This is a genomic window from Streptomyces sp. NPDC043746 (genome assembly GCF_056436485.1).
Map to the genome: position 1 here is coordinate 189,227 of NZ_JBWKCM010000005.1, position 25,859 is coordinate 215,085.

A 25,859-nucleotide genomic window follows, 5' to 3' on the forward strand; every position below is an offset into this window, starting at 1 on the left:
GCGGGTGGCTGCCCACCGCGGGAGCGGCGTCGAACGGTTGTTCACGCCGGGGGTGCGGTCCGGGCGACGGCTCACCGCTCGGGCGCGGCCCCGGCGGCGTTTCGCCACAGGGACGCGGCGCGGACGAGGGTTCACCGGGCGCACGCGGCGTGGGCGGCGGTCCACCACGGGGGTGCGGTCCGGGCGACGGCTCACCGCTCGGGCGCGGCCCGGGCGGCGTTTCACCACAGGGACGCGTCGTGGGCGGCGGTCCGCCCAGGCGCACGCGGCCCGGGCGGCGGTCCACCAGGAACACGCGGCGCGGGCGAGGGTTCACCAAGGGAAGGCGGCCTCCGCGAGCGGGGCGTGCACGGGGGGCGCCGGGTCCAGGTCGGCGGCGAGCACGGTGCGGGCGCCGGCGGCCAGGGCGCTGCCCGTACCGGCCTCGAAGAGGACTCCCGGCCGGTACGCCAGCACCTGGCGCAGGACGGGCGGCACCGAGGCCGGCCGTACCAGGCAGTCGGCCAGCCGTGCGGCCAGGTCGTCGGTGGGCCCGTAGCGGCGGCCCGCCACGGCCGAGTGGACCGGGAACCGTGCGGCGGAGCGCGGGTAGGCGCGGACGGCGGTGGCGAACTCCTCGGCCGCGTGGCCCAGGGCCGGGTGGTGGGACGTGAACGGCAGCCGCAGCCGTACCGCCCCCACCCGCCGGTCCGCTGCCGCCCTCTCGACCAGGGCCAGCGCCGCCACCGGTCCGGCGACCACGACGGACCGCTCGTCGTTGACCACGGCCACGACGACGTCTGCCGCACCCGTCCCCGTGCCCGCCGCCCCCGCCTCCTCCAGCAGTTCGCGCGCCGACCGCTCCGAGCAGGCGAGCGCGGTCAGCCCGCCCGGGCAGAAGGTGAGCGCGAGCGCGAGATCGTGCGCGGCGCGTGCGCCGTCCGCGACGGTGAACACTCCGGCGGCCGTGAGCGCGGCGAGTTCCCCGAAGCTCACCCCGACGGCCGCCGAGGGCACCCCGTATGCCTCGCTCAGCGCCCGGTGCACCGCCACCGACGCGCCGAACAAGGCCAGTTGGGAGGTCCCGGTGGTCGCGCTCGCGAGGCCGCGACCGCTGGGCGGCTCGGGCCCCAGCAGCCACGGCCCGAGCCGGGGCAGCCCGCGCTCGGCGGTCACGGTGTCGACCTGCTCGAAGACCTCGTGGACGGCCTTGCGCAGACCGGGTGCGGTGTGGGCCGAGGCGACCAGGGTGCTGACGGAGAAGTCGCCCTGGCCGGGGAAGAGATGGACGGGCCGCCGCCAGAGGAACGGCGGACGCTCAAACTCTTCGGGGACTGCGGAGCCTTCAAGGGCTCCGGGGCTTTCGGGGCGGGGCGGCGGGACGGAACCGGGGTGCATGATGTTCCTCAGCTGGGGGGGGAGCACGGGGGCGCAGGTCATGCGGGCGACGCACTACGCAATGCGCACTGTGTGAGCCCGGGGGAGGGCCTTCACGCTGAGTCTGTGCGAGAGGCGGGCCGGTGCCGCCATGTGCGGGTTCCAGACATGTTGAACACGCAAGCATGTTGAACGGTGGCGCGAACCAGAGGGAGAGGGGAGAACGGAATGGACCAGGGGGGAGCGGGAGGAACGGGAGGAAGAGGGTGACGAGGGACAGCGCGGGCCGTGCAGGAGACGGCCGGGCCCGCCGTACACCGAACCAGGCCCTGCGACTTCTCCTGGCGGAGGCGGGATGGAGCGGTGCGCAACTGGCGCGCGAGGTCAACGCCCTGGGCGCGGCGCAGGGGACGCCCTTGTACTACGACCGCACGGCGGTGGCGCACTGGCTGGCCGGGAGTCGCCCCCGCCGCCCCGCACCCGCCCTGGTCGCGGAAGCCCTCTCGCGCCGCTTGGGCCGCCCGGTGCGGGAGGAGGACGCCGGGCTCGGCCCCAAGAGCGGTGCGGCGTACGGCGAACGGGACGCCGTGGAGGGCCTGGACGAAGCGCTGAGGGCGACCGGCCGGCGCCGGGTCGCCCTGGCCGGCGCCTACTCGCTGGCCGCGCTGACGATCCCGTACGGGCCCCAGGCGAAGGCGTACGGGCCGCAGGCCGGCGCGAACGGCCCACCCTTCCTACGGAACGCCCCGCCCGACCTCGCGACGCACGCCACACCCCCCTCTCCTCCGCACCCCTCCGGGCGGGTGGCCATGGCGCATGTGGCGTCGGCGCAGGAGCTGCTGGCGCTCTTCTCGCGCGGGGACGCGGTCCTGGGGGCCGGACCGGTGTACGAGCCCCTGCGCCAGTACCTGGCCGCCACGGTCCTCCCGTGGCTGAAGCGCGACATGAGGCCCGCTGTCCGACGCGAACTGCTCACGGTCGCCTCCCGCCTCACCTACCTCTGCGCCTTCACCCACTTCGACATGGACCGGCACGCCGCTGCCCAGCGCCTCTACCTCACCAGCGCCGAGCTGGCCGGTGAGGCGGGGGACCGGATCGGTCGCGGACTGGCCCTGCGCGGCCTGAGCGTGCAGGCCCACGCACTGGGGCACTTCAGCGAGGCCCACCGCCTGGCACAACAGGCGGCGGACACGGCCCTGCACCATGCGCCGCCCCACCAACAGGCCTTCTTCCACGGTCAACTGGCGGTGACACTGGCGCACCGGGGGGACGCGGGCCACGCCCACCATCTCTCGTTGGCGGACCGCTGCCTGGAGCGGTCGTCGTCGAGCGGGGACACCCCGGTCGGCGCCTTCCACTCCGGCTCGCTCGCTCTCCAGCGCGCGGCCGTCGCGGTGAGCAGGGGCGACCGGCACGCAGCCGTCCGGGCGCTGGACCTCTCCCTGCGCCACCGCCCCGCCGACGAGCGCCGCTCCCGCGCCCTGTCCCTGGCCGAACTCGCGGAGGTCCAACTCGCCGTGGGCCACCTGGAACAGGCCTGCCGCACCTGGCACGAGTTCCTCGACGCGCATGCGGTCGTCGACAGCGCCCGCGCCGACGACCGGCTGCGCCTGCTGATCGCCAGGACCCGCCCGTACAGCGCGAATCCGGCGGTCGCCGCGCTGCTAGCCCGCGTACGGGAGAGGCACCGGAGACGGCCGCCGACGCCACGGAGCCCCTGAGCCCGACCCGCCGGGGCCTCGGCGGGTGCGGTCGGCCAAGCGTTGGGCCAGAGGGGTGAGTACCGGCGGGGACCGGAAGAACGGCGCAGTCCACCGGGTTGTAAGCCCTGCCCACGAGGATCTTCGGTCCTCCTACCCCCCCGTTGGCCCCACCGGCAGGAACGAATGAACCGCAGCAAGCGCTCCGACGTCTTCCTCTCCACCTCCCTCCCCCTCCCACCCGGCACGGTCGCGGTGGCCACGCGCTGGTGGCATCCCCTGCGCGGCCCGGTGGACTGCCCCGCCCACCCCCTCCTCACCGCCCATGCCCGGCAGGCGGGCTTCACCGCCGAGGCCCGCGCCTGGGAGGAGGCGGCGGTGAACGGCGACGGCCCGGGCCCGGTGGGCACGACCGTCGTCGCGGTCTCGTACGAGCGCCCCGAGGGCGGACACCGGGGCATGGCGCTGGCGGCCCGCAGCGAGGACAGTACGGCGGTCGCGTTCGCCCACCGGCAGATCGAGTCGTGGCAGGCGGTGTTATGGACCCGGAGGGTGCTGTACGTGAGCGAGGTGACGCCCCAGCCGGAAGCCGCGCCCGAGGGCTCGCCGCACACGGCCCGCACCTCGGTGCACCACGCGCGCGGACCGTGGACGCTCACATCGCGCACTTCGGGCCGCCACACACCCGACCTGCACACCCCCGACCTGCACACTCCGGAACACCACACGCCGGAACACCACACTCCGGAACACCACACGCCGGAACACCACACTGCGGGACACCGCACCCCCACTCACCCCCTTCGCTCCTCCTCCGTGCCGCCCCAGGGCACGAGAGCGCGCGGAGCGGACTGGCTGCCCTGCGGCTGCCCGGCGGCCTCCGCCTGCCCGTCCGCCGCCGTGGCGGAGCGCTCGCTGCACCGGTCACAGGTGAGGGGTGACGAGGTCGTGATCGTCGGCGCGCCGGCGGCCGGTACGGGCGGCGGCTGGCCGCGCAGGCGACCCGCCGGAACGGTGCAACGGGCGGCGAGCGCGGCGGAGGCGGAGAAGCTCACGGTCCTGGACCCGGAGCGCCTCTCCTTCGTGGTCACCCCGGGGGCCCTGGTCTCCGAGGCGACCGCCGTCCTCCGGGTGCTCCGCCGCCGCTTCCCGCGCCTGCGCGGCCAGCACCCCTGGGAGTGGTGCTACACGACGGACGACCTGGACACGGCGGTCGGCTCCGTCCTCGACCAGTCCGACGCCCTCCTGGTCACCGGCGGCGGCGACAGCCCCCTGGTGCGCGCCGCCCTGGGCCGGGCCGCCCGCTGCGGGCTCCGGGTCCGCGAGGTGACGAGCCTGGGCCGGCTCCGCCCGCAGGACGTCGACGGGGCGACGATCACCGTCCTGCACGCCCCGGCCCCGGCCCCGGACGGAGCCGACGACGATACCGCCCCCGGCCACGCCCCCGCCCACCGGGAGGACGGCACCGGCCGGGCCGTGTCGCGGGTCCTGGACGGCTTGGGCCCCACGGACCACATCTGCCGCACGGTCCGCTCGACGCCCCTGCGCTCCGACTTCAAGGGCCCACCACTCATCAGCAAAGCTTAAAAGTATCCTGAAGAAATAAGCGCTGGTGCTACACAGTCTCCTTGGCCGATGCTCTGTGCATGCGTCCCCTCCATATCGCCCTGGCCGTGCTGATCACCGCCGTCTGGGGCGTGAGCTTCGTCGTGATCGAGGTCGGGCTCAGACACTTCCCGCCACTGCTCTTCTCCGCCCTGCGCTTCCTGGCCGCCGCCCTGCCCGCCGTGTTCCTGGTCGGGCGGCCGGCCGTCGCCTGGAAGTGGGTCATCGGGGTGGGACTCGCCCTCGGGGTGGGGAAGTTCGGGCTGCTGTTCATCGGCATGGACCAGGGGATGCCCGCCGGACTCTCCTCCCTGGTCCTCCAGGCCCAGGCCGTCTTCACCGCCCTGTTCGCCGCCCTCGCCCTCTCCGAACGGCCCGGCAGGGTACGGGTGATGGGCATGGCGATCGCTCTGGCGGGCATCGGGGTGGCAGCCGTGGACGAAGGCGCGGACGGCCCGCTCCTCGCCTTCGTCCTGGTCATCGCGGCGGCGGCGTGCTGGGGCGTCTCCAACGTACTGACCCGCCGGGCCGCCCCACCTGACGCGCTCGGCTTCATGGTCTGGGTCTCGACCGTACCCGTCCTGCCCCTGCTCGCCCTCTCCCTCCTCTTCGAGGGCTGGGACCGCGACATGGCTGCCCTGGCAGCACTGGACTGGTCCGGCGTGGCGATCATCCTGTTCATCGCCTGGGGCAGTACGGTGCTCGGCTTCGGCGCCTGGGGCTTCCTGCTCCGCCACCACCCCGCCTCCTCCGTGGCCCCGTTCACCCTCCTCGTCCCGGTCTTCGGCATGTCCTCGGCCGCCCTCTTCCTGGGCGAACCGATGAGCCCCCTGCGCTGGTGCGCGGCGGCCCTTTTGGTAGGCGGAGTGGCCCTGACCTCGCTCCCGGGACGGCGCCGAACCCCTATAACCCCCGCGCCCGCCCCGCCTACCCCTTCGGCGCCCCCAGCCGCAGCGGGTGCTCCCGGCCCGCGCTGAGGTCGAGGACGTTGCGGAACAGGGGCGCGAGCGCTTCGACCGTCGACGGGTGCTGAGGCGCGAGCGTGCTCTGTGCGGCGCTGCGCACGTGCCGTCGCGCCAGGAGGCGCACCCGGGTCACCGGATGCGCCTCCTTGGGATCTGGACCGCGCCAGATCTTATTTCTTCGAGAACTCCAGAGTGGAACGGGTGTCTGGGTCTCCTGTAGAGAAGTAAAGCTTGGCCTGCCCCTCGCTCATGACAGCACTGATGATGCAGTAGGCCTCATCAGGAGAAGCAGCGTCGCGTCCCTCGGCCGTTGGGTCGCGCTTCGAGGGGGACACTTCTTTGGATTTGACGTCGAGCCTCACGACCTGGCCGTCACTCGCCAGACGCGGCCCTCGATACTCGCCAGGTTCAAGAAGTCGCCAGGTGCCGTCCCCTGACATGCGCCAATTCTCGTCGAATGACCAATCCTGTCCGTCGAGATTCGCGACCGCTGCCGTGCCGTCGTCTTTCAACCGCACCTGGCTTCCCTTCCATCCGTGCCAGGCACCGGTGAGATCTTTCCTGGGGAAAGGTGGCGATTCGGAAATCGATTCGTACCGGTGGTCGGTGCACACGAATTCGTATCAAAGAAATTAGCCACGGCGACACCCAGGGCGCTCAAGGGGTAACTTTTCAGACGCCTATGGCACGAAGGTGGAGTCAAATCGCCGCCTCTTGGCATGCGTCATCACGATGGTCTCACTCCACTGAGCCTCCGTAGCCCGGTCACCTCACCCTTTCAACCTCAGCGTCACCCACCGCAGAAGCCCCGCCAGGACGCATCTGACGGGGCTTCAAATTTGCTACTGCGTAGCAACATCATGAACGGCGTAGGCTCTAATTCGACCCATCGCTAAGGGAGGCTTGAATCTCCTGCCATCCCTCATGCTGATCCCGCCACGATGCGCTCTCATAGAGAGCAGATTTCGCTTCCGGAAATGATAGGCCGAGAACCCGAGACGCCACATAGATCGACCCGATCGGAGATATTCCGAGCTCACGCAATTTCCGAAACACCTCCTCCTGTTCCGCTATCCCTTCCGCAGCGAACCTTGATGCAAGCGCATCCAAGAGTCGTCGGTCCATTCCTACCCTCCTCCCAAAATCTTCCCAACATCCAAGGTCATGGAGCCAGGACGCTTAAAGATAGTTCCATCTGGCTTCGGAATGTGACGCTCATAGTTGAGCACAACAGTCCTAAACCCCTCAGCATGCGCCCGAGTCGCCAAGGCGTGTTTCATCTGGTTGAGTGCATCGGGGCCAACTGGCGCTCGACTAAGTCCCTCAGTCCCCTTCGGGAAGACCATGAAACCGTCTAGATGCAGAGTGTTGCCGGATATACGCGCCGTCGCCATAGTCTCAACCGTCTGACCAGATACCTCGAATGCGTCATCCCAGATATCACCATCGACAAATCTGGGGCATCCACTGCTGTTGTGAACGAGTACCGGAGTCTCGCCCGCCAGCACATAGTACGTGTGGATGTTCGCGACGGTGAGGTTGTGGACGGTGGCGGTCTGGGTCCAGCGTTTGACTGCCGTGATCTGGACGTGGGTGCCGGCGCTCGTTCGGAGCCACTGGCCCGGCTGGAGGTCGGTGGCGTCGATCCATTTGCCGAGTTCGGGGACCCAGAAGGGGTGGCCGTCGGTTGCGGTGATCTCGGCGGTCTTGGTGCCGCGGTCGCCGTCGGTGTCGACGGTGATCTTCACCAGGTTCTTGGCGCCGGTGCCCTTGATTTCGGCGGTGACCTTCTCCGCCCGCGTTTCACCGGTTTCCGGGTCGGTGGCCAGTACTTCGTCGCCGATTTTGACGTCTTCGATCGGCTTGGTCGTTCCGTCCGCGAGGACGACCTCCGCTCCCGGGGTGAAGCTGTTGCCGCCGCACCCCTTCGCTGCCCGCGCTGCCTTTTTTGCGCCTGCCGTGAGTGCAGCCACCCCGCCGATCACGCTTATGATCGCCATGGCGTCTTCGGTGTCGGCGTAGGCGCGGGAGTTGATGTCCACCCCCAATTTGCTGACGAGCTTGTCGTACAGGGGAGCGGCAGGTGGCGTCGGCAGAGGAGATATTGACGACGCATAGGAATCCAGGGAGGAGACTCCGTAGCGTATTCCGCCAGCGATGGAGTTCGTGAGCCAATTTCCGTCGTAGTTGGTGTTCTTCCAGCTGGTGACCTTCTTGGCCTTGCCGAAGGCGGCAAACTTGCCGAGTCCGCTTGCGCCCCACTGGGCGATGGTCGCTCCCGGGACGGTCTTCTGGTAGTGCCGGGCGACGGTGCTGACGTCCTGGTACTTGGTGGTCTTGCTGGTGATGACCTGGCTGCCGCCGCAGCGGTACAGCGACCCGCACTCGTCACTCTTGAGACCCGTGGGGTCCCAGTTCAGGACGGGGTTGTCGTTGCCGTAGTTGTAGCCGTTCATCTGCTGCGGGTCGGTCGGATCGAGGATCGGGTCGACGGAGATGAAGCGGCCGAGGTCGGGGTCGTACTCGCGGGCGCCGAGGTGGGTGAGGCCGGTGGACTTGCTGTCGTCGGTGCCGCCGACGAAGCCCTTGGTGCCGGGCCAGGTGGTCGGGGTCGTGCCTCGGAGGGCGCCGAACGGGAGTGTGCGGCGCTGGGTGAGGGCGAGGGTGGTGGCCTGGACGGCCAGTTCGCCGGTGCCGTGGTGGTCGCCGATGGTGAAGGCGAAGGTGCCGTCGTCGTTGCGGATGGCCGTGTGGCCGCCGCCGAGGGGGATGTAGCGGGTCGCCTTGGGCTCGTCGGAACCTGCTGCGAGGGTGATCTCGGTGTGGCCGAGGTAGAGGGTCGTCTCCGTGGGGGTGCGGGCGATGAGCCGGTTTCCGGCCGTGTCGTAGAGGTACGAGGTGGTCTTGCCGTTCTCGGTGACCGTGGCGAGGTGACCCTCGGCGTCCCAGGTCAGGTCCTGGCCCGGACGTGTGGTGGTGTTGCCGGTCGCGTCGTAGCCGTAGGACTCGGTCCTGCTGCCCGCCGCGTCGGTCGTGGTGAGCGAGGTGAGGGCATGGGGACGCGCCGAGCCGGGGGCGGGGTAGCCGTACTGCCTGGTGATGTCCTTGGCGGCATTTCCTGTGGGGTCGTGCCGGACCTCGGTCTTCCGGTTGCCGTTCTCGTAGGTGAAGGACTGCCAGTACGGAGCCGGACCGCCGAGCTTGTCGCCTGCCGGAGCCGGGGCGCAGGTGGTCACGGGCTGGGCCCAGGCCTCGGTGATCCGGCCGAGGTGGTCGTAGGTGAAGCACTGGGTGTCCGTGCCGGTGCGGTTCACGTCCGCGATCGACAGGATGTTGCCCGCCTCGTCGTACCGGTAGGTCGCGTGGCGGTCGACCCCGAGCTGGTCGTCCCGGTTCACCGTTGAGTTGGAGAGCCTCTGGGTACCCCGCTCGTATGCGTTGGTGACCTCGGTCCTCTGGACGCTGTCGGCCAGGCCCATGGCGTACTGCAGGGGCTTTCCGGTGTAGCTGTAGGAGGTGCTGGACGTCATGCCCATCCCGGAGACCGCGATCGGCCTGAGCGTGTCCTTCTCGTAGGTGTAGCTGAACGTGTCCCCCGGCAGTGACCCCGCACGGGAGTAGTTGACTCCGCCCTGCAGCCCGGAGGGGAGGTAGGAGCTGTTCGTCTGGTAGGTGCCCTGGAGCTTGCCTTCGACCGCCGGTATGACCACGGACGCTCTGAACGGGCGGTACAGCTGGTCGTAGGCGTCGACCCTGGTGGTGTACGCGTGGCCGTCGACGTACCGGGTGGATTCGGCAAGCTGGCCCTTGGCCCCCGGGAAGGTGTCGTACACCTGCTTGGTGCGGAGCGGCCCGCTGTCCGATCCCTCGCGTACTTCGGTCCGGCGCCCGAGCCCGTCGTAGACGTAGGCGAGCCCGGGAACGCCGGTGCGTGCGTCCTTGCTGAGCGTCAGCTGGCCGCGGTCGTCGTACGTGCTGGTGGTGGTGCCCTTGTCGGGGTCCGTGGCCTTCGTCTGGCGGCCCAGCTGGTCGTACTCGTAGAGCCAGTTGTTGCCCGCGGAATCGGTGACCTTGCTCAGCTCGCCGCGAGGCGTGTGCTCGTAGCGGGTGCTGTCGAACGCGGAGTCTGCCGCGCGGGTGCGGTGCTGGCGCAGCTCGGTGGTGTTGCCCCGGGCATCGGTGAGCGTGGTGGTCGTGGTGCCGCCCACGGGCGGCACGGTCGTGATCCGGTCGCCGCCGTAGAGGTTCTTCGTGATGCCGAGGACCGTGGTGCCGTCTCCGTTTCCGCGGAGCCAGCGGGTCTCGACGGGCCGGTTGAGCCCGTCGTAGGCGGTACGGGTCTGTGTCTCGACGGACAGGGCGTTGTCGGGCTTGAAGAGTGTGGCGGACGGCTTGCCGACCACGTAGTAGGGCGTGAACGTCGTCGTGATCAGGCCACGCTCGTCGTAGAAGCTGTCACCGATGAGGGAGCCGCCCTCAGGTCCGGGGACCTGCGTCTGGCGCTCGCGGAGGAAGCCGTCGTACAGGGTGTACGAGGCCGCCATCTGGCCGCCCGAGTTGTTCAGCGTCCAGGTGGTCACGGACACCGGCTTGTTCTCGGCGATGGTGTAGTCGAATTCCTGGGTCGGCGTCTGGCTGGTCCGCCGGTCTGCCAGCCACACCTTCTTCGTGCGGCCGAGCGCGTCGTATCTGACGGCGGTGACCTTGCCGTTGGTGTCGGTCAGCTTCGTCGCCAGGTCGCGGCCCGGGAGGACGTCCGTGGTCGAGGTCTGGGCCGTGGTGGCGTCGCCCTTCTTCGCCGGCGGAGTCGTGGTCTTGATCTGGGTGGCGAAACCCGTCGCGGGGAGGTAGGCCACGGTGCCGGTACGGCCGTCGTTCCGCGCGGTGCGTACGGGAGCCGCGTTTCCGGTGACCGTCACATCGGCCGTCAGGTCGGTGGTGGTCAGCTGCCGCCCGTACGTGTCGTAGGTCGCCCCGGACTCCAGGTACGTGGCCTGGGAACCGTCGTGGCTCTTCAGGGTGGCCGTGGCCGTGACGTCACCCTTCACCGGTGCCGCACCGTAGGCCCCGCCGTCGTAGACGGACCGGGTGTCGCTCAGCACGTCCTTGGCGCGGTTCACGGAAGCGGAGCACGCCTTGGCGACGGTCTCGACGCGGACGGGGAGGGTGATGATGCCGCTGGTGTTGGACGGGTAGGTCGTACGGGTGCACTGGTCGTCGGCCGCCGTGGAGTCGTCGCCGAAGTCGTCGGCCTCGGTCAGGCGTCCGGCGACGGTGTCGTACGTGAGGGACGTCGACGTGGTGCGCCATGAGCTGCCCGTGCCCTGGTCGAGGGAGATCCAGTTCTTCGCGCTGCTGATGCCGGTGAAGTTGGCCGTGACGGTGCCCCAGTCGCGGACCTTCTTCGCCGTCTCGTGGTACCAGGGCCGCTTGACCGACTTGCTGAGGACCTTCCCGCCGGGCTTGTCGAAGGTGACGGTCTTGTACGCGAAGCCCGCCGCCGCCTCGTGGTCCGTGATCGCGGCCCCCTCGCCCGCGGCGAGGGAGACGGAGACGGACTTGGTCCCGCCCGACGTGGTTTTACGGTCGCCGTGCATCCCGCGCAGGAAGTAGGAGTCCTCCTGCGTCTTCATGGCGGCGTCGCCGCCATGGCCACCGGACTTGACCCTGACCTGCCCGTAGCCGCGCCACTGGGACCAGGTCTTCTCCTTCTCCTTGGTCAGGCCGTCGTCGTCGGCGTAGTGCCAGGCGGCATCACCGAGGTACTGGTAGTTGGTCACCTGGTCCGGTGAGCCGCCGGTGCGGTCCGTCAGGGTGACGGACGTCGTCACGTACTTGTTGAACCAGTGCACGGTCGCGGGGTCGGAGTCGCTGCCGCCGATGAACTGCGGGAAGCAGCGGGTGGTGTTCGTCTCCGGGGTGGGCAGCGCGTTCCAGTTGCAGGTCGCCGCCGAGTAGTTGGCGCTGATCTGCCCACCGGATTCGTCGTCGACCTCAAAGAGACGTTCCTTGATGAACGGGGCGAATCCGTCGCCGGTCCTGTCCAGCCGGTTGGCCAGCTGGGTGTACGCGAACGTCGTCTTCGGGAGGGTCACGACCGGGACGGCGGGCTCGCCGGTGGCCTGCGGGGTGGTGGACTCACCCGTGCGCTGGATGCTCGTCAGGAGCAGCTGGTAGTCGGTGTCCGCCATGCCCCACCGGTGGGCCAGCTTCCAGGAGTCGACCTTGGCGTACGTGCCGTCGGACTTGAGTACCTGGGTGGTGATGTCCGTCAGCCGCTTGCGGGTCCAGAAGGACGGGGAGAACCGTCCCTTGTCGCAGGTGGCGCCCGTCTTGCAGTTGAGGTCCCAGGGGGTGTCGTACCAGTGGAAGGCGTTGGAGTCGATGGTGTCCGCGGCGCAGGTGACACCGGACTGCGGGAGGCAGCGCTCGGCACTGCCGAAGACGACCTGGGAGAGGGGCTTGGTGCCGTAGAGGTCGTTGGACCGCTGGCCGTAGTCGATGCGCTGGAGCGTGCCGCCACGGGTGTACGGGGTGTTGTCGGTGGCCTTGAGGTTGCGGCCGTAGGAGTTGGTCTCCTTGGCGTAGTGGTAGCTCATGGCGTTGCCGTGGGGGTCGACCACGTAGTCGACGTTCCACCGCCATGCCTGCTGGCACCACGAGTTCGCGAAGGTCGTGCCGTGGCAGTCCTCCCCGGAGTTGTTGCCGAAGACCGGGAGGGTCCAGGTGGAGTCGGTGGTGGGCTTGCCGCTGGTCCAGCCGGGCAGCCGGTTGTAGCCGAAGTAGTACTGGGTGCCGTCGGGGGAGGTGAGGCGCCAGTACTCGTTGTCGTTGTCGCCGTTGGCGCGGTCGGCCGACTTCAGCCGGGTGATCCGGGTGCCGTCGTCGCGCTTGAGCTTGAACTCGTCCTTGCTGACGGGGATGAGTTCGCCGCTGGAGCCGTTGAAGGAGATGAACGCGTTGTCGTACGCCCAGCACATGTCACCGGGCTTGCTTCCGTCGGCGTTCTTCACGCCGTCGTCCGCGCAGGGCTTGTAGCGGCGCTCGATGAAGCCGGGCCACAGGTCGAAGCCGTCGCCGACCCAGGAGCCCTGGTTGTTCGTCCCTCCGGTGCGGCCGTCGATGGATCCGGAGGAGTAGGAGAGCCCGAGGCGGGGCTTCAGGCTGCCGGGCACCTCGGGGACCTCGATGCCGTACGACCAGGTGAAGTCACCGGTGTTGAGGCTCGTGTTCCAGCTGGAGGAGGGGGACAGCGAGGTCGCCTTGTAGTCCCCTCGGTCGCCCGCCGTGGCGGCCGTCGCGGCCAGGACCGTGGCCGTACCGGACCGCAGTGTCACCGCGTCCGCGGTCAGTGTCTGTGCGGCCGTGTCGTTCGTCGCGTCGACCGGGGTGCCGTCGCGGCACTCCTCACGATCGGGGGTGGTGAGCGCGCAGGAGGGCAGGTGGAACAGCCGCATGCGGGAGGCGTACGCACCCCCGTAGGACTGGGCGAAGGCCGAGTAGTCGACCGACACGGCTACCGGTGCCTCGCCGCCGTTCCCGGCGGTGCGGCTCGCGGCGTCCGGGGTGTGCGGTGTGAGCGCGAAGAGCAGCCCGTTCACCCCGGCCCGCGTGGCCTGCTTGCGGTCGAGGATCTGTGAGGTGACGTCGGTGGGGGCGGCGGGGAGCGCACGAGCTGAGCGTCGGGTTCCGTTCCCCTCCTTGTCGGAGCCCGGGCTCGCAGCGGTGCGGCCGATGCCGATCGGCTGGTTCTTGGGCCGGGCGAAGCGCGTGGTGCCGTCGGCGGTCGCGGTAGGCACGGTGACCGTCGCCCGGCCGGGGGCCGGCACCCTCGCCTGCGGGGCGGCGGCGGGGGAGTGAAGCGCCTTGTCCCCCGCGCGGGGTTTTACCTCGTTGATCCGCCTGCCCTCGACGGCCTTCTCCGATTCGGGCAGGCCGGGGAGGCTGGTGGCGGCTGCGACGGCCGGGGCCGGGGTGGCGCTGGCCTGCAGCAGGGTCGCCACCATCACGGTGGACACGGCCAACGAGATGCGGCGGACCGTCCGGAGCCGCGTCGGAGGTATACGTCTGGATTTCATGGGGTGTGATGTATCCATCGCTGCCGGGTGCAGTGCCCGACAGAGTGGGCAGAGCACGGAGAGTTGAACGGAGAGGAGATTCGGAGCGGGCCTCCTTGTCGGGTGGACCCGCTCCGAGACGCCTTGCGTCAGTTGGTGGTGGGGACCTGGGTGGGGACATCGGCAAGGCCGGTGAAGAGTTTGTAGACCTGCTCTTCGGTCAACGCCCCCTGGAAGGACCACACATCGTCGATCGCTCCGGCGAAGTACTGGTCGGCGCCCGTGTTCTGGCCCCGTCCGATCCGCAGCGACGCGGTGGCCTTGAAGGTCAGGACGTCCTCGGCCCAGGCGACGAGGTCCTGGCAGCCGGCTTCGTCCGGCTCACCGTCCCCGTCCGCGTCCCGGCAGGCCGCCTCCTGGAGGACGCCGTTGACGTAGAGGCGCGCCTCCTTGGCGAAGCCGTCGTAGACCACGGCGATGTGGTTCCAGAGACGGACGTCGTAGAACTCGGTACTGCTCAGCCGCTTGACCGCGGCTGCCGCGTCGTCCCTGTCGGGCAGGCTGAGCTGCCAGCTGCCCGACGCGTTCGGGTCGGCCGGATCAGGCCGGTAGCGGACCTCGAGCGCGCTGCGCTTCGTGCCGCCCGCGCTGAGCACGGTCATGTCGTGCTCGGGCAGAGCCGCTGCCTGGGCCCAGGCCGTCATCGTGAAGCTGGTGCTGGTGTCGACCGGCATCTTCGGCGTCTCCGCGAAGCCGCTCGTACCGTTCAACTGGAGGCCGCCGCTGTCGACCCAGCCCATGCCCAGCTCGGCGTTTCCGTGCAGCTTCAGGTCGTTCTTCTCCACGGAGGAGTCCGGCGTGCCGGACGGTGTGCCGGACGTCCCCTCCTCGAAGTTCCACCTGCTCTTGACGATGGGGCGCTGCCGGAACATCTGCTGTACTTCCTCGGCCGATACCGGGCGCTGGAAGAGGCGGACGTCGTCGATCAGGCCGGGGAAGTGGCAGTCGGTGGTCCCGCTGTAGATACCGGCTCCGATGGTCATGGACCGGTCGGCGTGGAAGGGGTTGCTGATCGGTGCGGAGCCGGCTTTCTGGCCGTTGACGTAGAGGGTCAGGGACTTGGCGACGGTGTCGTGGACGCCGGTCAGGTGGACCCATTCACCGGCCCGTGCCGTCGTTCCGTCCGGCTGCATCGCGCGGATGGGCTGGGCCTGTGCGGTGTCGGTGGCGTACTGGTTGAAGACCCAGCGGTCGAAGCCTGCCGAGTAGTAGAGCTCGAACCCGGGTTTGTGGGTGCCGGTCTGGGCCGCGATGATCGCTGCCTTGCCGGGCTTGGCGGGGTCCATCTTGGCCCAGGCGCTGACGGTGAAGCTGCGTGAGGTGTTCACGTGGGGGCTGCCGGTCTGGCCGACCCGGGCGTGTCCGGTGGTGCCGTCGAACTTGGCCGCCGTTCCGGCGATGCCCGGGACACCGGTGGTGACGCCGCCGCTGTACTTCGCGGGCAGGACACCGCCATGGCCCTGGATCTCCGTGGCTCCCGGGTCCTCGTCCAGGGGGAAGAGGGCCAGGGCGGGGCTGCCGGGGTCGCCGACGGGCTGTTTGGCGTAGAGCTTGTCGATGTCCCCCTGGGCCAAGGTCCTGTCGAAGATCTGGAGTTCGTCCACAGTGCCGGGGAAGAACGACCGCTTCACCCCGCTGTAGGAGCCCGCCCCGATGGTCAGGCCGCGTCGGCCGTTCCACGCGTTCGGCAGCGGTGCCTCGCCTACGAGCTGGCGGTTGACGTAGAGCCGCAGCTTCTTCGCGGCCTCGTCGTACGAGCCGGTCAGGTGGGTCCAGGTGTTCGCGCTGACGCCACCGGGCTGGGCGGCCATCGCCCGGACGATCTCCGCGTCCGGTGTGTCCGTCTCGTACTGGTTGAACACCCACCGGTCGTAGTACGCCGAGTAGTACAGCTCGAAGCTCGTCGTGTGGCTGCCCGGCTGGGCCGCGATGATCGCGGTGCCCTGCGGGATCCTCGACAGCTTGACCCATGTGGAGACCGTGAAGCCCCGGGTCGTGTCGACCACCGAGAGGTCGGAGGAGGCGTGGCCGTCGGTGCCGTCGAGTTCGAGGGCGGTGTTCTTCGTGCCGGGTGCGCCGGTGGTCGCGCCTCCGTGGAGTGCCAGCGTCCTCGGCGGGGTCGTGCCCTGCGCTTCGGTGGCGCCTGCTTCCTCGTCGAGTTGCCAGGTGGCGCGTTCGGGCTGACCGGCCTTGACCCGGAACTGGTACGTACGGATCTCCGACCCGTTCCCTGCGGCGTCGAAGGCCTGGGCGGTGATGAAGTTCAGCCCCGGCTTCGAGGGCAGGAACGGGACGCTCTGGGCCGCCCCGCCGGATGTGGTCAGCTGACGGGCCGAGGTGGGGTCGTTGTTGATGCCGTACCAGTAGCGCGTCACGTCGCTGGACGACGACTTGAAGGTGAACGTGCCGTACTGGCCCACCCCGTCCAGCCACGGGTCGTTCGGATTGTCCGGCTGGGACGCCGGGTACTCCGGCGACGCGATCGTGGGAGCCGCCGGGACGGTCTTGTCGTAGACGAAGTAGCACGACGTCGGATCACCCGCCCACGACCAGGGGGAGTACTGGGCACCGTCGTAGGAACGGACGTGCCAGTGCACCAGCTTGTTCTGGGGGATCGTCGTCGGCAGGCTCAGCGTGAAGGCCGAACCCGACTTCTTGTACGAGGTCAGGGCCGGGGTCCACCGGGCGATCACGCCCTTGCCGTCACCCGCGTCCCACGACGCCTGCACCTGGATCGCGATGTCGTCACCGTCCGGGTCGGTCACACCGGCGATGCTGATCTTGCCCAGGGTGCGCACCCGGGGAGCACTCGCGGGGGGCTTGCACACACCCCCGTACTCCATCGACAGCTGGGACATCTTCACCTGGCCGGGCGGCCGGTTGTACTTCACCCGCAGGAACGCCTTGTCGGAGAACCGCTTCCAGCCCAGCCCGTCCGACTCGCTCGCCGCCCGCAGACCGAACGTCATCGTGGACCACTTGCCGTTCGCGGCCTCCTGCACTAAGGGACGCTGATACTCCCGCGCCTCCAGGTTCCCCTCGGGCGTCGCGAAGACCTCGCTGCTCTCCCCACGCAACGACGCCACTTAAACGGACCGCCCGGTCTGCTTCGCCTCCGCTGACGCGGCATCCACCCCCGCGCCGGACTCTCCGGCTTCACTCGGCGCAGAAGCCTGCCGACCGCTCGGTGCGGCGACCGCCTGGGGCGCCAGACCCGCCAGCAGGACAAGGCCGACACCCCCTGCGACCAGCCCTGTTGTTCTTCGGTAACGCCGTTTCCCCGACACAGTCCCCACCCGTCCACGTGTACTGCTCCCCATCGCGAATGAGAAGCCATGCGGGACTCTATGAAGATCCTGTGTGAATCACCAGGGAGTTATGAAGGCACCAAGCAGCCAAAACCGGGCATCCGGTCTGTGACAAGTGTCACTGTCGCGAGGGGTGGGGAACCGCCGCCTACCCCTTCGGCGCCCCCAGCCGCAGCAGGTGCTCCCGGCCCGCGCCCAGGAGGTCCGGGAGATCGGCCGCGGCCGGGTGCCAGCGCTTCTCGTACTCCCAGCAGACCCAGGTGTCGGAGTCCAGCAGCTCCAGGCAGGCGGCCAGGGGGAGTACGCCCGTGCCCAGGGGGAGGGGGGTGAGGTCGGTGGCGGAGGCGACGTCCTTGACCTGGACGTAACCGAGGTGCGGGGCCAGGATCGGGTGGGTGGCGGTGGGGTCCTCGTCGGCGAGCCAGGTGTGCAGGACGTCCCAGACGGCGCCGACCCTGGGGTGGCCGACCGTGCCCGCGATCCGGGCCACGTCGGCGCCCGCGCGATGGGAGTCGTGGGTCTCCAGCAGGATGGTGACGCCCATGTCGGCGGCGGCCGGGGCGGCCGAGCCCAGGCGGCGGGCGGCCGTCGCGTCGGCGTCCGCCGGGTCCTGGTCGCCGCCGCCGGGGAAGACCCGGACGTACCGGGCGCCCAGGTCCCGGGCGAGCTTCAGCAGCTCGGCCAGTTCGGCGGAGACGGCCTCGTCGTCGCCCTCGGCCGCCACCCGGACGTACCCCGCCACGGTCAGGATCTCCACCCCCGCCGCCTTGAACACCTCCACCGCAGCAGCCCGTTCGAGAGCGGAGAGCCCCAGGTGCACGGGCTCCTCGGGGTGGGCGCGCAGTTCCACGCCCTGGTACCCGTGGCCGGCGGCGAGCCGGGCGACCTCGGGCAGCGGCATGCCCGGTACTCCGAGCGTGGAGAAAGCGAGCTTCATGAGTGCGTCCTTCCGTCGTCGCCGCGCGCGGAGGGGGGGTGCGCCCGGCGCCCTACCCCCGGCTCCTGCCCGTCGGCCGGGACGCTATGCGGTGCCCCGCAGCACCTGCTCCAGGCTACCGAGCAGCCGGAGCGCGTCCTCCCGCTCCGTTCCCTCCAGCGGGCGGCCCGCCGGAGCCGCAGGTGCCGGTTCCGGGGTGATCACCCGCAGGGCCGCCGCCGCCTGCCGGGCGAACATCGCCAGCAGGTCCAGCTCCCGCACGCTGCTCCTGGCCTGCGGTGACGCGTCCAGCACCTCAAGGACCCCGAGGACCCGGGAGTCGCTGATCAGGGGGGCCGCCATCAAGGAGTCGGGGACGTACTCCGTGGACTCCGCCAGCGAGCGGTCGAACGAGGGGTCGTCGGCCAGGTCGTCCACCACCATCGGCTCGCCCGAGGTCGCCACCCAGCCGGCGATGCCCCGCCCGGCCGGGAACCGGCGGCCCACCAGGAACTCCTGGCCCTCCCCGGAGACCGCCCGGAAGACCAGCTCGTCCGCCTCCTCGTCGAGCAGCAGCACCGAACCGGCCGCCGCGCCGAAGATGGCCCGGGCGACGTCGACGACCGACTGGAGCAGTTCGTCGCGGTGTGCGTCCCGAGCGGCGGGGACGGGTGCGGGCAGCGAAAGGGCGGAATCAGACTTCGGCGTCATCGTGGGTGTCTCCTGCCGCTGTTGAAGGACGCGGGGGGCATGAAGGGTGCGGGTCGTGACGGAGGTCGTGGCGGACGTTGGCCGCGGACAGATAGAGCGCGTTCTTGAGCTGGAAGGCCGTCATCCGCGGGTGCGCCGACAGCAGGCGCGCGCAGAGCCCGGCCACGTACGGCGTCGCGAAGCTGTTCCCGGTGGTGCGGATCGTCCGGCCGCCCAGCCACGGCACGGTCACGTTCTGGCCCGGGCCGAAGAACTCCACCGGCGGGGCCGGGTTGTAGAGGTGGAGAGCGGGGTCGTCCTCCTGGTGACTGCCCACGGAGATCACCGAGGCGAACCGCCACGGGAAGCTCTCCACCGGGGTGTTGTGGGCCGAGGCGACGATCACCGTACGGGCGAAGTAGGCGCTGTCCGCCAGCGAGTGCAGCTCCTGCGCGAACCGGGTCCGGGTGGTCGACAGGCTCAGGTTCACCACGTCGAAGCGCTGCTCGACCGCCCACCGCAGACCCGCCATCAGGATGTCGCCCGTACCGGAGAAGCGTTCCCCCAGCACCCGTACGCTGTGGATCTCGCACTCCGGGGCGGTCCGGCGGATGATGCCCGCGCACGCGGTGCCGTGCCCGCAGGTGTCGCCGGTCGTGGTCGGCTCGACCGTGATCTCCCCGCTGCCCCCGTCCCTGACGGCGACCCAGGACGAGGCCGGTCGGCCGACCAGCGGATGGTCGCGCTCCACCCCCGAGTCCACCACGCAGACGCGTACACCGCGTCCGGTGGCGGGGGTCGTGGGCCGCCCGCCCGGCGGCCCCGGATCGCCCAGTACGGGGACGTCCTCGGGGCCGCGTCCGCGCAGGCTCCAGGTCAGGCCCGGCCCCGGGGCCGTGTCGGTGGTCACCGTGGTGCTTCCTGCCGTGTTCATCGGGTCAGCTCCCCTCCCTCGCCGTGATCGTCGTGGCCATGTCCGCCGTGGTCCTCGCCCTCGGGAGGTGCAGCGAGGTGGGGAACGCGGCCGCCCGGCGCGCCCCCGGCAGATGTCCCTTGCCCGTGAAGTGCTCCACCGCGCTCCGGGCCGCCGCCCCCGCCGCCGCCGTGAGGCCCAGCGTGGCGAGCGTGCGGGCCCGGTCCAGTTCGGCGGTGGCCTGCACCAGCGGAGAGTCGGTGAGCAGGGAGGCGCGGTGGGCCCTCTCGGCGTGGCGGAGCGCCTCGTCCGGGCGCTCCCGGGCCGCCAGCCGGGCCCGCATCCCCTCCAGGTCGACGGCGTCCGCCCGGCTCAGCCCCGACGCCTCGCCCACGGCCGCCAGCCACGGTGCCGCCCGGTCCTCCCCGCCCGCGTCCAGCTCCAGCCGGGCCGCGTCCAGCGCGACGGCCGTCCGCATGCCCGCCGCCCCCGTGCGCCGGGCCGCCGCGTCGGCCCGGGCCAGCAGTTCCAGGGCCTTGGCACCGCGGCCGAGCAACGCCTCCACCGTCGCCCGGAACACCGGAAGGAACACCTCCGCCTCCGCGAACCCCAGCTTTGCGGCCAGCCGTTCCGCCTCGGCCAGGCACGCGTATGCCTCCTCGGACCGTTCCTGGAGCCCGTACAGCACCGCCAGCGGGCAGTTGAGGGTCACCCGCACCGTCGGCCGGCCCGCACCGTGGGCCGCGAGCAGGGTGCGGCAGCGCTCCACCGCCTGGGGCACCGGAACGGGCCCGCGCCAGAGGGAGATCCCGATCGCGCCCAGCGCCCCTGCCCGCTCCGGCTCCGCCCCGGCCGCCACCGCGTGCTCCAGGGCCCGCGCATGGTCGCGCTCCGCCTCCTCGTGGCGGCCCGACTGCTGGAGCCGCTGGGCCAGCCGGAGGTGGGCGCGGGCCCGGCCCACCGCGTCCCCGGCCGCCTCGAAGACCGGCAGCACCGCACGGGCCGTGGCGGCGGGACCGGGGGGCGCCGTCGGGTCCAGCACCGCCAGCGCCAGCCGGGCGTGCGCGGACTCCACGGGTGCGGTGGGCAAGTCCCGCACGGTGCGCAGCAGTTCGGCGCCCTCCACGGTCCGGCCGAGGGCCACCCGTACCTCACCGAGCCCCAGCACCGCCCGCGCCGCGTCCGGCCGGAGCTCCACCGCCCGCTCCAGCAGCCCGTGCGCCCAGTGCAGGTCGGACCGGGCGGCGGCCTGCGCACCGGCGCGGCCCAGCGCGGCGGCGGCCCGGTCCCGCAGCTCCCGGGCCCGGTCGTCCAGCAGCCCCAGCTCGGCGCGGTAGCGGTAGGCGCGCTCCAGATGGCCCCCGACCGCACCGTCCCCGCTCCGCGCCACACTCGGCAGCTCGGCCGCCCACGCGTGGCGCTCCGCCTTGGCACGCTTGGAGAGCGAGGCGTAGGCGACCTCGTGCACCAGCCCACTGCTGAACCGGTACGCCGACGGGGTCCCGGCCCCGGACGGCTGTGCGGGCTCCACCAGCCGCCGCCGGGTCAGCTCCGCCAGGGCCTCGTCCATGCGGCGGCGGTCCCGGGGGGTGGCGGGATCGCCGGGTCCGCCTTCGGTTGCGGGCCCGGCGGCAGTGGCCCCGGGGCCTTCGGAAGTCCCCCCGGGCCGCTTCGCCGGGTGTACCGACTGCTCCAGCCGCACCGACTGTTCCAGGCGGACCAGCTCCGCCGCGGCGAACTCCCGGCCGATCACGGCCGCCAGGTCCACCACCCCGCGCTCGGGCCGGGCGAGCGCGCCGATCCGGGCGCCCAACAGGGCCTGGAGCGTGGGCGGCAGCTCTCCCTCCTGGTCCGAGGGGGTGGCGATGGTGCTTCTGTCGGTGTCGGGGTGCTGCCCGCCGACCAGGAGCTGTTCCAGGTAGAGGGGATTGCCCTCGGCGCGGGCGAGGAGGCGGTCGTCGGCAGGGGCGGGGCGGCCGTCGAGCCGGGCCAGCCCGGCGGCGAGCCGGGCCGCCTCCTCGCGGGGGAGACCGGAGAGGTGGAGATGCGCACGGCCCTCGGGCAAGCCGTCCGGGCGGCCCGCGCAGACCACCAGGGTGCGGGCGGGCCCGGCGTCCCCCGTCAGCCGCTCCACCGTCCGCACCAGCAGGGGCGCCGCCGCGTGCCAGTCGTCGAACACCAGGACCGCGGGCCGGGTGCGGGCCGCACGCTTCAGGACCACGGTCAGCGCCGCGCACATGTCCTCGAAGGGGGCGTTGGGCGTACCGTCGCGCAGGAGGCCCCCGGAGAGCAGGGCCATCGCGTCGGCCGTCGAATCGTCCGTGTCGGTGTCCGCGGGTGGGGGCGTGGGCGTGGGCGTGTCGGCCGGGTCGTCGGCCTGAGGGAGAAGTGAGCGGACGGCCTCGGCCAGCGGGGCCAGCGTGCCGTGGTCCCCGTAGGTGCGGCAGCGGCCCGCCCCCTGATGGAACGCGCCCTCCCCGCCGTGGCGCGTCAGCCACTCCCGTACGAGCCGTGTCTTACCGATACCGGCCTCGCCCGTCACCCGCAGCAGACCGGGGCGGTCGTCTCGTACGGTCTCCTCCAAAGCCCTCTCCAGAAAGCGGAGTTCCTCGTCACGACCCACGAAGGGGGCGTCGAAGCGGCGCAGCAGCTCGGGGTCGTCGGCGCCGAGCGCGAGCAGCCGGTACGCCTCCACGCTCTCGCGCTTGCCCTTCAGCCGGAGCGGGCCGGTGGGCGCCGCCTTCACCGTGGGGCCGGCGGCGAGCAGGGTCTGCGGGCCGATGAGGATCTCGCCGGGGCCCGCGTTCTGCTCCAGGCGTGCGGCGATGTTGACGACCTCGCCGGAGACCAGCGCCTGCCGGGCCGTGGCATCCGAACCGGCGATCACCTGACCGGTGTTGACGCCGACACGGGTGGTCAGCCGGATGCCGAGCGAGGCGTCCAGCTCCTCGTTGAGGGCGTCCAGCGCCCGGCGCATCCCCAGCGCCGCCGCCAGGGCCCGGCGGGCGTCGTCCTCACGGACCACCGGTACGCCGAACACCGCCATCACCGCGTCCCCGATGAACTTCTCCGGGGTGCCGCCGCGCGCCACGATCTGGGCGCTCATCGCCCCGAAGTACCGCAGGGTCACCGTGCGCAGGGTCTCCGGGTCCAGCACCCCCGACAGTGCCGTCGACCCCACGAGATCGCAGAACAGTACGGTCACCGGCTTGCGTTCGTCCTCCGGGGGAGGTGCGACGGGGGCGGGCGGAGCAGCCGCGGCCGGACCGGTGCACGGTGTCCCGCAGGACGAGCAGAACCGGGCCGTGGCGGGAAGGTCCTGTCGGCACGAGGGGCAGATCATGGCGGGTCCTCACGGGGTCGTGGTCCACGTCGTGGGTCAACTCGGTTGTTCGGGTTCGGGGTCGGGATCGGAGGTGGTGCGGCCGGCTGTCGTGCCCGGCCGCACCTGCCCCGCCGCGCCGGACCCCCGTCCTGGCGCGGACACCCCGTGGGTCCGTGGCGGCGCGCTCAGAACAGGGCGCCGCCCGCGATCTCGCCGTGGGCCTGGACCTCGGGGCCCACCGCGTCCAGCCGGCTCTTGACGTCGAGCAGCAGGGACAGCTCCTCGGACGTCAACTCGCTGAGCACCAGACGTTGTTCGTCGGTGAGGAGGTCCACGGGGAAGCCCGCGGCGTGCAGGGTCGCCTCCAAGGAGGACGCGCCCGGGGAGGACTCGGGTGTGAGTGGTGGTCGTCCGGTCATCGGGTGACTCCCGTCGGTGGGGTGGGTCCGGCTCCCCGCAGCGACGGCGCCGGTGCGGAGCGCCCGAGCCGGACGAACAGCCGGGTGAGCGCGTCGAAGGAGTGCAGTGCGCTGACCGCGACGGCCGCCTCCTGGTCCCGGGTCAGCGGCAACCGGTCCAGCAGGGCGTACAGCTCGTCCAGGTGGCCGGTGTCGAGCGTCGCGTGTTCCCGTACGGTCCGCAGGGCGGCGGCGGGCAGCCCGGTCAGCCTGCCGATGCGGTCGGTCAGCCCGGGCGCGGGCGCGTACCCCTCCAGCACCGCGACATAGCCGAGCAGGGCCACGGGGTGGTGGTGCTCGATCCAGTAGTACTGGGGGCCGGCCAGGGCGGCCGCATCCGGCGGCGGCAGGGGGTCGAGCGCGTCCTGGGGGCGCGCGCCCGCCGCCCGGAGGTCCTCCAGCAGCCAGGCGTCGTGCTCCGCCTCCTCCTGGATGTGCTCCGCCAGATAGGCGGTCAGCGGTCCGCAGAGCGGATCGCCGGGCCGGTCCGCCATGCGCCGCAAGGCAAGCTCCATCAGCGGGACCGAGGCCCGGATCACGGCGTGCATGGTGCACAGATACGTCCGGTAGCGCGTCAACAGCCCTTCTGCGCGCCACATATGGGTGGTGGCGCCCCGGAACTCCGGTTCCAGCAGCAGGAGTTTGGTGCGCAGCCGCTCCGAGGCGCCAAGGCCCGCGGTGGTCACCGCACGCTCCCGGTCCCGGTACGAGCCCCGGCCCCGGCTCGGGCCCCGACTCCGGCCCCGGCTCCGGCTCCGGCCGCGGCGCGGGCCCCCGCTCCGCTCCCGGCGCCCGCCCCTGCCTCGCCCCCCGCCCCCACCAGCCGCGCGTACGCCGAGCAGCCGTGCCGCCGTACGACCCCCTCCGGCCCGCCCAGCGCACCGCGCCGCGCTGCCGCCAGGTCGAGCAGCGCACCCGCCGGGCCGGACGCCACCGCGCGGGCCCCGGCCGCCACCGCCTCGTTCCCGCCCAGCGCCCGGCACCCGTCGCAGTAGGAGCCGGAGTGGGGCGCGGCGCCGGAGCGGGCGGCCAGATGGGTCGGGCCGACCGTGCGGATCATCCGCAGCACCGGGGATTCCAGGGCCCGTCGGCGTACGGTCGCCCAGTCGTCGGAGCCGATGTGCCCGAGGTTCAGGTGGGCCGGCGCGGGGCGCCGGTCCACCGTGTCCTGGTTGCAGCAGGCCAGTACCGTACCGTCGAAGGCGACCACCGGCCAGGCGGCCATCGAGCAGGGTGCCGCCGCCGACGGGTCCGGCCCGGTGCGCGCGGGGCGGGCCCAGGAGGCGGCCCGGCCGAACGGCCGCACCTCGTTGACCAGGGACGGCACCCGGCCGCCGAACTCCTTGTCGACGGCCCGGGTGATGTCGGCGAGATACGGGTCGTCCGCCCCGGCCCCCGTGAGGTGGAAGCTCACGCTCACCCCCGACTCGCGGATGCGGTGCAGCGCCCGGAACACGTCCGCGCGCGACACCTCCCGCTCGTGGTACACGTCCAGGCTCGCGGAGAAGTGGTCGACCTGGGCGATCGCGCGCAGGATCGCGGGCGGGATCCGCTGTGAGCGGGCGAAGAACATCCCGCTCAGCACCGCCGTACGCGATCCGGCGCGGCGGGCCAGGAAGCTCAGCTCCCCGGCGAGCGTGGGCAGGAGCAGCGGCTCGCCGCCCGTCAGCATGACGACGTCCGGCCGGTTCTCGTCGGTGAACGAGCCGACGAACCGCAGCAGTTGGGCGGCCTTCGGCTCCTCCCGCACGGTCAGGTCCGATCCGGTGGAGCAGTGCCGGCAGCGCAGGGGGCAGCGGCGGGTGAGGCCGAGCAGCAGACCGGCGGCCGGGAAGGGCCGCAGTCCGACGAGTTCGGCGAGTTCCATACGGGCCGCCTCCTTCGGGGCCGGGGGCGCGGCGTGCGCACGCCCAGGCTGGGACGGACCGGTTCACCAGTGGTCGGCCGCCGCTTCAGGTTCGGTATGGGCCCAGGTCCGCGCGGTCCGGGGCGGGCCGGGCCGGTCGGCGGGGGCGTCCTCGGGCCACGTGGTGCTGGCCCCATACCGGCCCCATACCGGCGCCGAAGCGCCTGCCAGGCCGCTGTCCCTACCTTTCTCGGCACCGGCAGGAACCGGGCCGCGGCAGGCGCCGCGGACGCCGGGCCGGCCCACCCGAGTGGACGGAGACCACCATGTCCGAGAACACCCAGCCCGCCGTCGACGAGAACACCGAGGCCGAGACCCCCGAGGTGGAGGCGCACTCCGTGCTGGACCTCCAGGAGACCCCGGGCGTCGTCGACCGCGAGATCGTCCCCGGCAACTGCGTCAGCACCGTGAGCCTCGTCCTGGGCTGACCCGCCGGTCCCCTGGGGCGTGCGACGCGTCCGACCGGGGTCCCGGCCCCGGCGCGGTGGCGTCGGCCGCCGGAGTCGGGGGGGGGGGCGCCCCCCCCCCACCGACCCCCCCCCCCCCCCCGGGGGGGGAAGACCCCCCCCCCCTCCTCCCCCCCGCCTCACCGACAAAAAA

Annotated in this window: 14 protein-coding genes and 1 pseudogene; 4 read left to right on the forward strand and 11 right to left on the reverse strand. The window is 71.7% G+C overall.

What is annotated here, in order from left to right; all coding sequences use genetic code 11:
- Positions 1–312 precede the first annotated feature (312 nt).
- Positions 313–1,377: an acyltransferase domain-containing protein gene (locus AC0682_RS08150; RefSeq protein WP_478531628.1), complete on the reverse strand. Its 1,065-nt coding sequence runs from the start codon at positions 1,375–1,377 to the stop codon at positions 313–315.
- Positions 1,378–1,622: 245 nt separating this feature from the next.
- On the opposite strand from AC0682_RS08150, the gene AC0682_RS08155 reads away from it, so the two are divergent.
- The 3 genes from AC0682_RS08155 to AC0682_RS08165 all read left to right on the forward strand — a co-directional run bounded on the left by AC0682_RS08155 (position 1,623) and on the right by AC0682_RS08165 (position 5,638).
- On the forward strand, positions 1,623–3,077 hold the full coding sequence (locus AC0682_RS08155; RefSeq protein ID WP_478531629.1) for a hypothetical protein: 1,455 nt from the start codon (positions 1,623–1,625) through the stop codon (positions 3,075–3,077).
- A 165-nt stretch (positions 3,078–3,242) separates the two neighbouring features.
- The gene (locus tag AC0682_RS08160) at positions 3,243–4,643 is read left to right on the forward strand and encodes a 4-hydroxy-3-methylbut-2-enyl diphosphate reductase (RefSeq protein ID WP_478531631.1); all 1,401 of its coding nucleotides are present in this window, start codon (positions 3,243–3,245) and stop codon (positions 4,641–4,643) included.
- Positions 4,644–4,702: 59 nt separating this feature from the next.
- On the forward strand, positions 4,703–5,638 hold the full coding sequence (locus AC0682_RS08165; RefSeq protein ID WP_478531632.1) for an EamA family transporter: 936 nt from the start codon (positions 4,703–4,705) through the stop codon (positions 5,636–5,638).
- A gap of 158 nt (positions 5,639–5,796) precedes the next feature.
- Here the strand turns inward: AC0682_RS08165 and AC0682_RS08170 are convergent, their stop codons facing one another.
- The 10 genes and pseudogenes from AC0682_RS08170 to AC0682_RS08215 form a co-directional block, all read right to left on the reverse strand.
- Positions 5,797–6,240, reverse strand: a complete 444-nt coding sequence (locus AC0682_RS08170; RefSeq protein WP_478531633.1) for a hypothetical protein — start codon at positions 6,238–6,240, stop codon at positions 5,797–5,799.
- Between the two features lie 513 nt (positions 6,241–6,753).
- On the reverse strand, positions 6,754–13,704 hold the full coding sequence (locus AC0682_RS08175; RefSeq protein ID WP_478531634.1) for a polymorphic toxin-type HINT domain-containing protein: 6,951 nt from the start codon (positions 13,702–13,704) through the stop codon (positions 6,754–6,756).
- Positions 13,705–13,832: 128 nt separating this feature from the next.
- Positions 13,833–16,808 (reverse strand): annotated as a pseudogene (locus tag AC0682_RS08180) (LamG domain-containing protein); the annotation flags it as partial.
- 391 nt (positions 16,809–17,199) lie between these two features.
- Positions 17,200–17,988: a sugar phosphate isomerase/epimerase family protein gene (locus tag AC0682_RS08185; RefSeq protein ID WP_478531636.1), complete on the reverse strand. Its 789-nt coding sequence runs from the start codon at positions 17,986–17,988 to the stop codon at positions 17,200–17,202.
- 84 nt (positions 17,989–18,072) lie between these two features.
- Positions 18,073–18,678: a GAF domain-containing protein gene (locus tag AC0682_RS08190; RefSeq protein ID WP_254812515.1), complete on the reverse strand. Its 606-nt coding sequence runs from the start codon at positions 18,676–18,678 to the stop codon at positions 18,073–18,075.
- Positions 18,662–19,591 carry a S8 family peptidase gene (locus AC0682_RS08195; RefSeq protein WP_478531638.1) on the reverse strand — a complete coding sequence of 310 codons (930 nt, stop codon included), beginning with the start codon at positions 19,589–19,591 and terminating at the stop codon, positions 18,662–18,664. Before AC0682_RS08195 ends, AC0682_RS08190 begins: the two co-directional genes overlap by 17 nt.
- A gap of 4 nt (positions 19,592–19,595) precedes the next feature.
- Positions 19,596–22,913 carry an AAA family ATPase gene (locus AC0682_RS08200; RefSeq protein ID WP_478531639.1) on the reverse strand — a complete coding sequence of 1,106 codons (3,318 nt, stop codon included), beginning with the start codon at positions 22,911–22,913 and terminating at the stop codon, positions 19,596–19,598.
- Between the two features lie 167 nt (positions 22,914–23,080).
- On the reverse strand, positions 23,081–23,314 hold the full coding sequence (locus tag AC0682_RS08205; protein ID WP_478531640.1) for an aroma-sacti cluster domain-containing protein: 234 nt from the start codon (positions 23,312–23,314) through the stop codon (positions 23,081–23,083).
- Entirely contained in the window at positions 23,311–24,039 is a 729-nt protein-coding gene (locus AC0682_RS08210) for an iron-containing redox enzyme family protein (protein ID WP_478531641.1), read from the reverse strand. The genes AC0682_RS08205 and AC0682_RS08210 overlap by 4 nt, the downstream gene beginning before the upstream one ends.
- Positions 24,036–25,220 carry a radical SAM protein gene (locus AC0682_RS08215; RefSeq protein ID WP_478531642.1) on the reverse strand — a complete coding sequence of 395 codons (1,185 nt, stop codon included), beginning with the start codon at positions 25,218–25,220 and terminating at the stop codon, positions 24,036–24,038. The genes AC0682_RS08210 and AC0682_RS08215 overlap by 4 nt, the downstream gene beginning before the upstream one ends.
- Positions 25,221–25,525: 305 nt before the next feature.
- Between AC0682_RS08215 and AC0682_RS08220 the strand changes: the two genes are divergently transcribed.
- Positions 25,526–25,687, forward strand: a complete 162-nt coding sequence (locus tag AC0682_RS08220; RefSeq protein WP_478531643.1) for a hypothetical protein — start codon at positions 25,526–25,528, stop codon at positions 25,685–25,687.
- The last annotated feature ends 172 nt before the right edge of the window (positions 25,688–25,859 follow it).

Bases quoted from the DNA above. Each gene is read 5' to 3' on its own strand.
- AC0682_RS08175 (WP_478531634.1), bottom strand. From the start codon at position 13,704: ATGAAATCCAGACGTATACCTCCGACGCGGCTCCGGACGGTCCGCCGC.
- AC0682_RS08150 (WP_478531628.1), bottom strand. From the start codon at position 1,377: ATGCACCCCGGTTCCGTCCCGCCGCCCCGCCCCGAAAGCCCCGGAGCC.
- AC0682_RS08160 (WP_478531631.1), top strand. From the start codon at position 3,243: ATGAACCGCAGCAAGCGCTCCGACGTCTTCCTCTCCACCTCCCTCCCC.
- AC0682_RS08215 (WP_478531642.1), bottom strand. From the start codon at position 25,220: ATGGAACTCGCCGAACTCGTCGGACTGCGGCCCTTCCCGGCCGCCGGT.
- AC0682_RS08195 (WP_478531638.1), bottom strand. From the start codon at position 19,591: ATGAACACGGCAGGAAGCACCACGGTGACCACCGACACGGCCCCGGGG.
- AC0682_RS08185 (WP_478531636.1), bottom strand. From the start codon at position 17,988: ATGAAGCTCGCTTTCTCCACGCTCGGAGTACCGGGCATGCCGCTGCCC.
- AC0682_RS08165 (WP_478531632.1), top strand. From the start codon at position 4,703: ATGCGTCCCCTCCATATCGCCCTGGCCGTGCTGATCACCGCCGTCTGG.
- AC0682_RS08205 (WP_478531640.1), bottom strand. From the start codon at position 23,314: ATGACCGGACGACCACCACTCACACCCGAGTCCTCCCCGGGCGCGTCC.
- AC0682_RS08220 (WP_478531643.1), top strand. From the start codon at position 25,526: ATGTCCGAGAACACCCAGCCCGCCGTCGACGAGAACACCGAGGCCGAG.
- AC0682_RS08200 (WP_478531639.1), bottom strand. From the start codon at position 22,913: ATGATCTGCCCCTCGTGCCGACAGGACCTTCCCGCCACGGCCCGGTTC.
- AC0682_RS08190 (WP_254812515.1), bottom strand. From the start codon at position 18,678: ATGACGCCGAAGTCTGATTCCGCCCTTTCGCTGCCCGCACCCGTCCCC.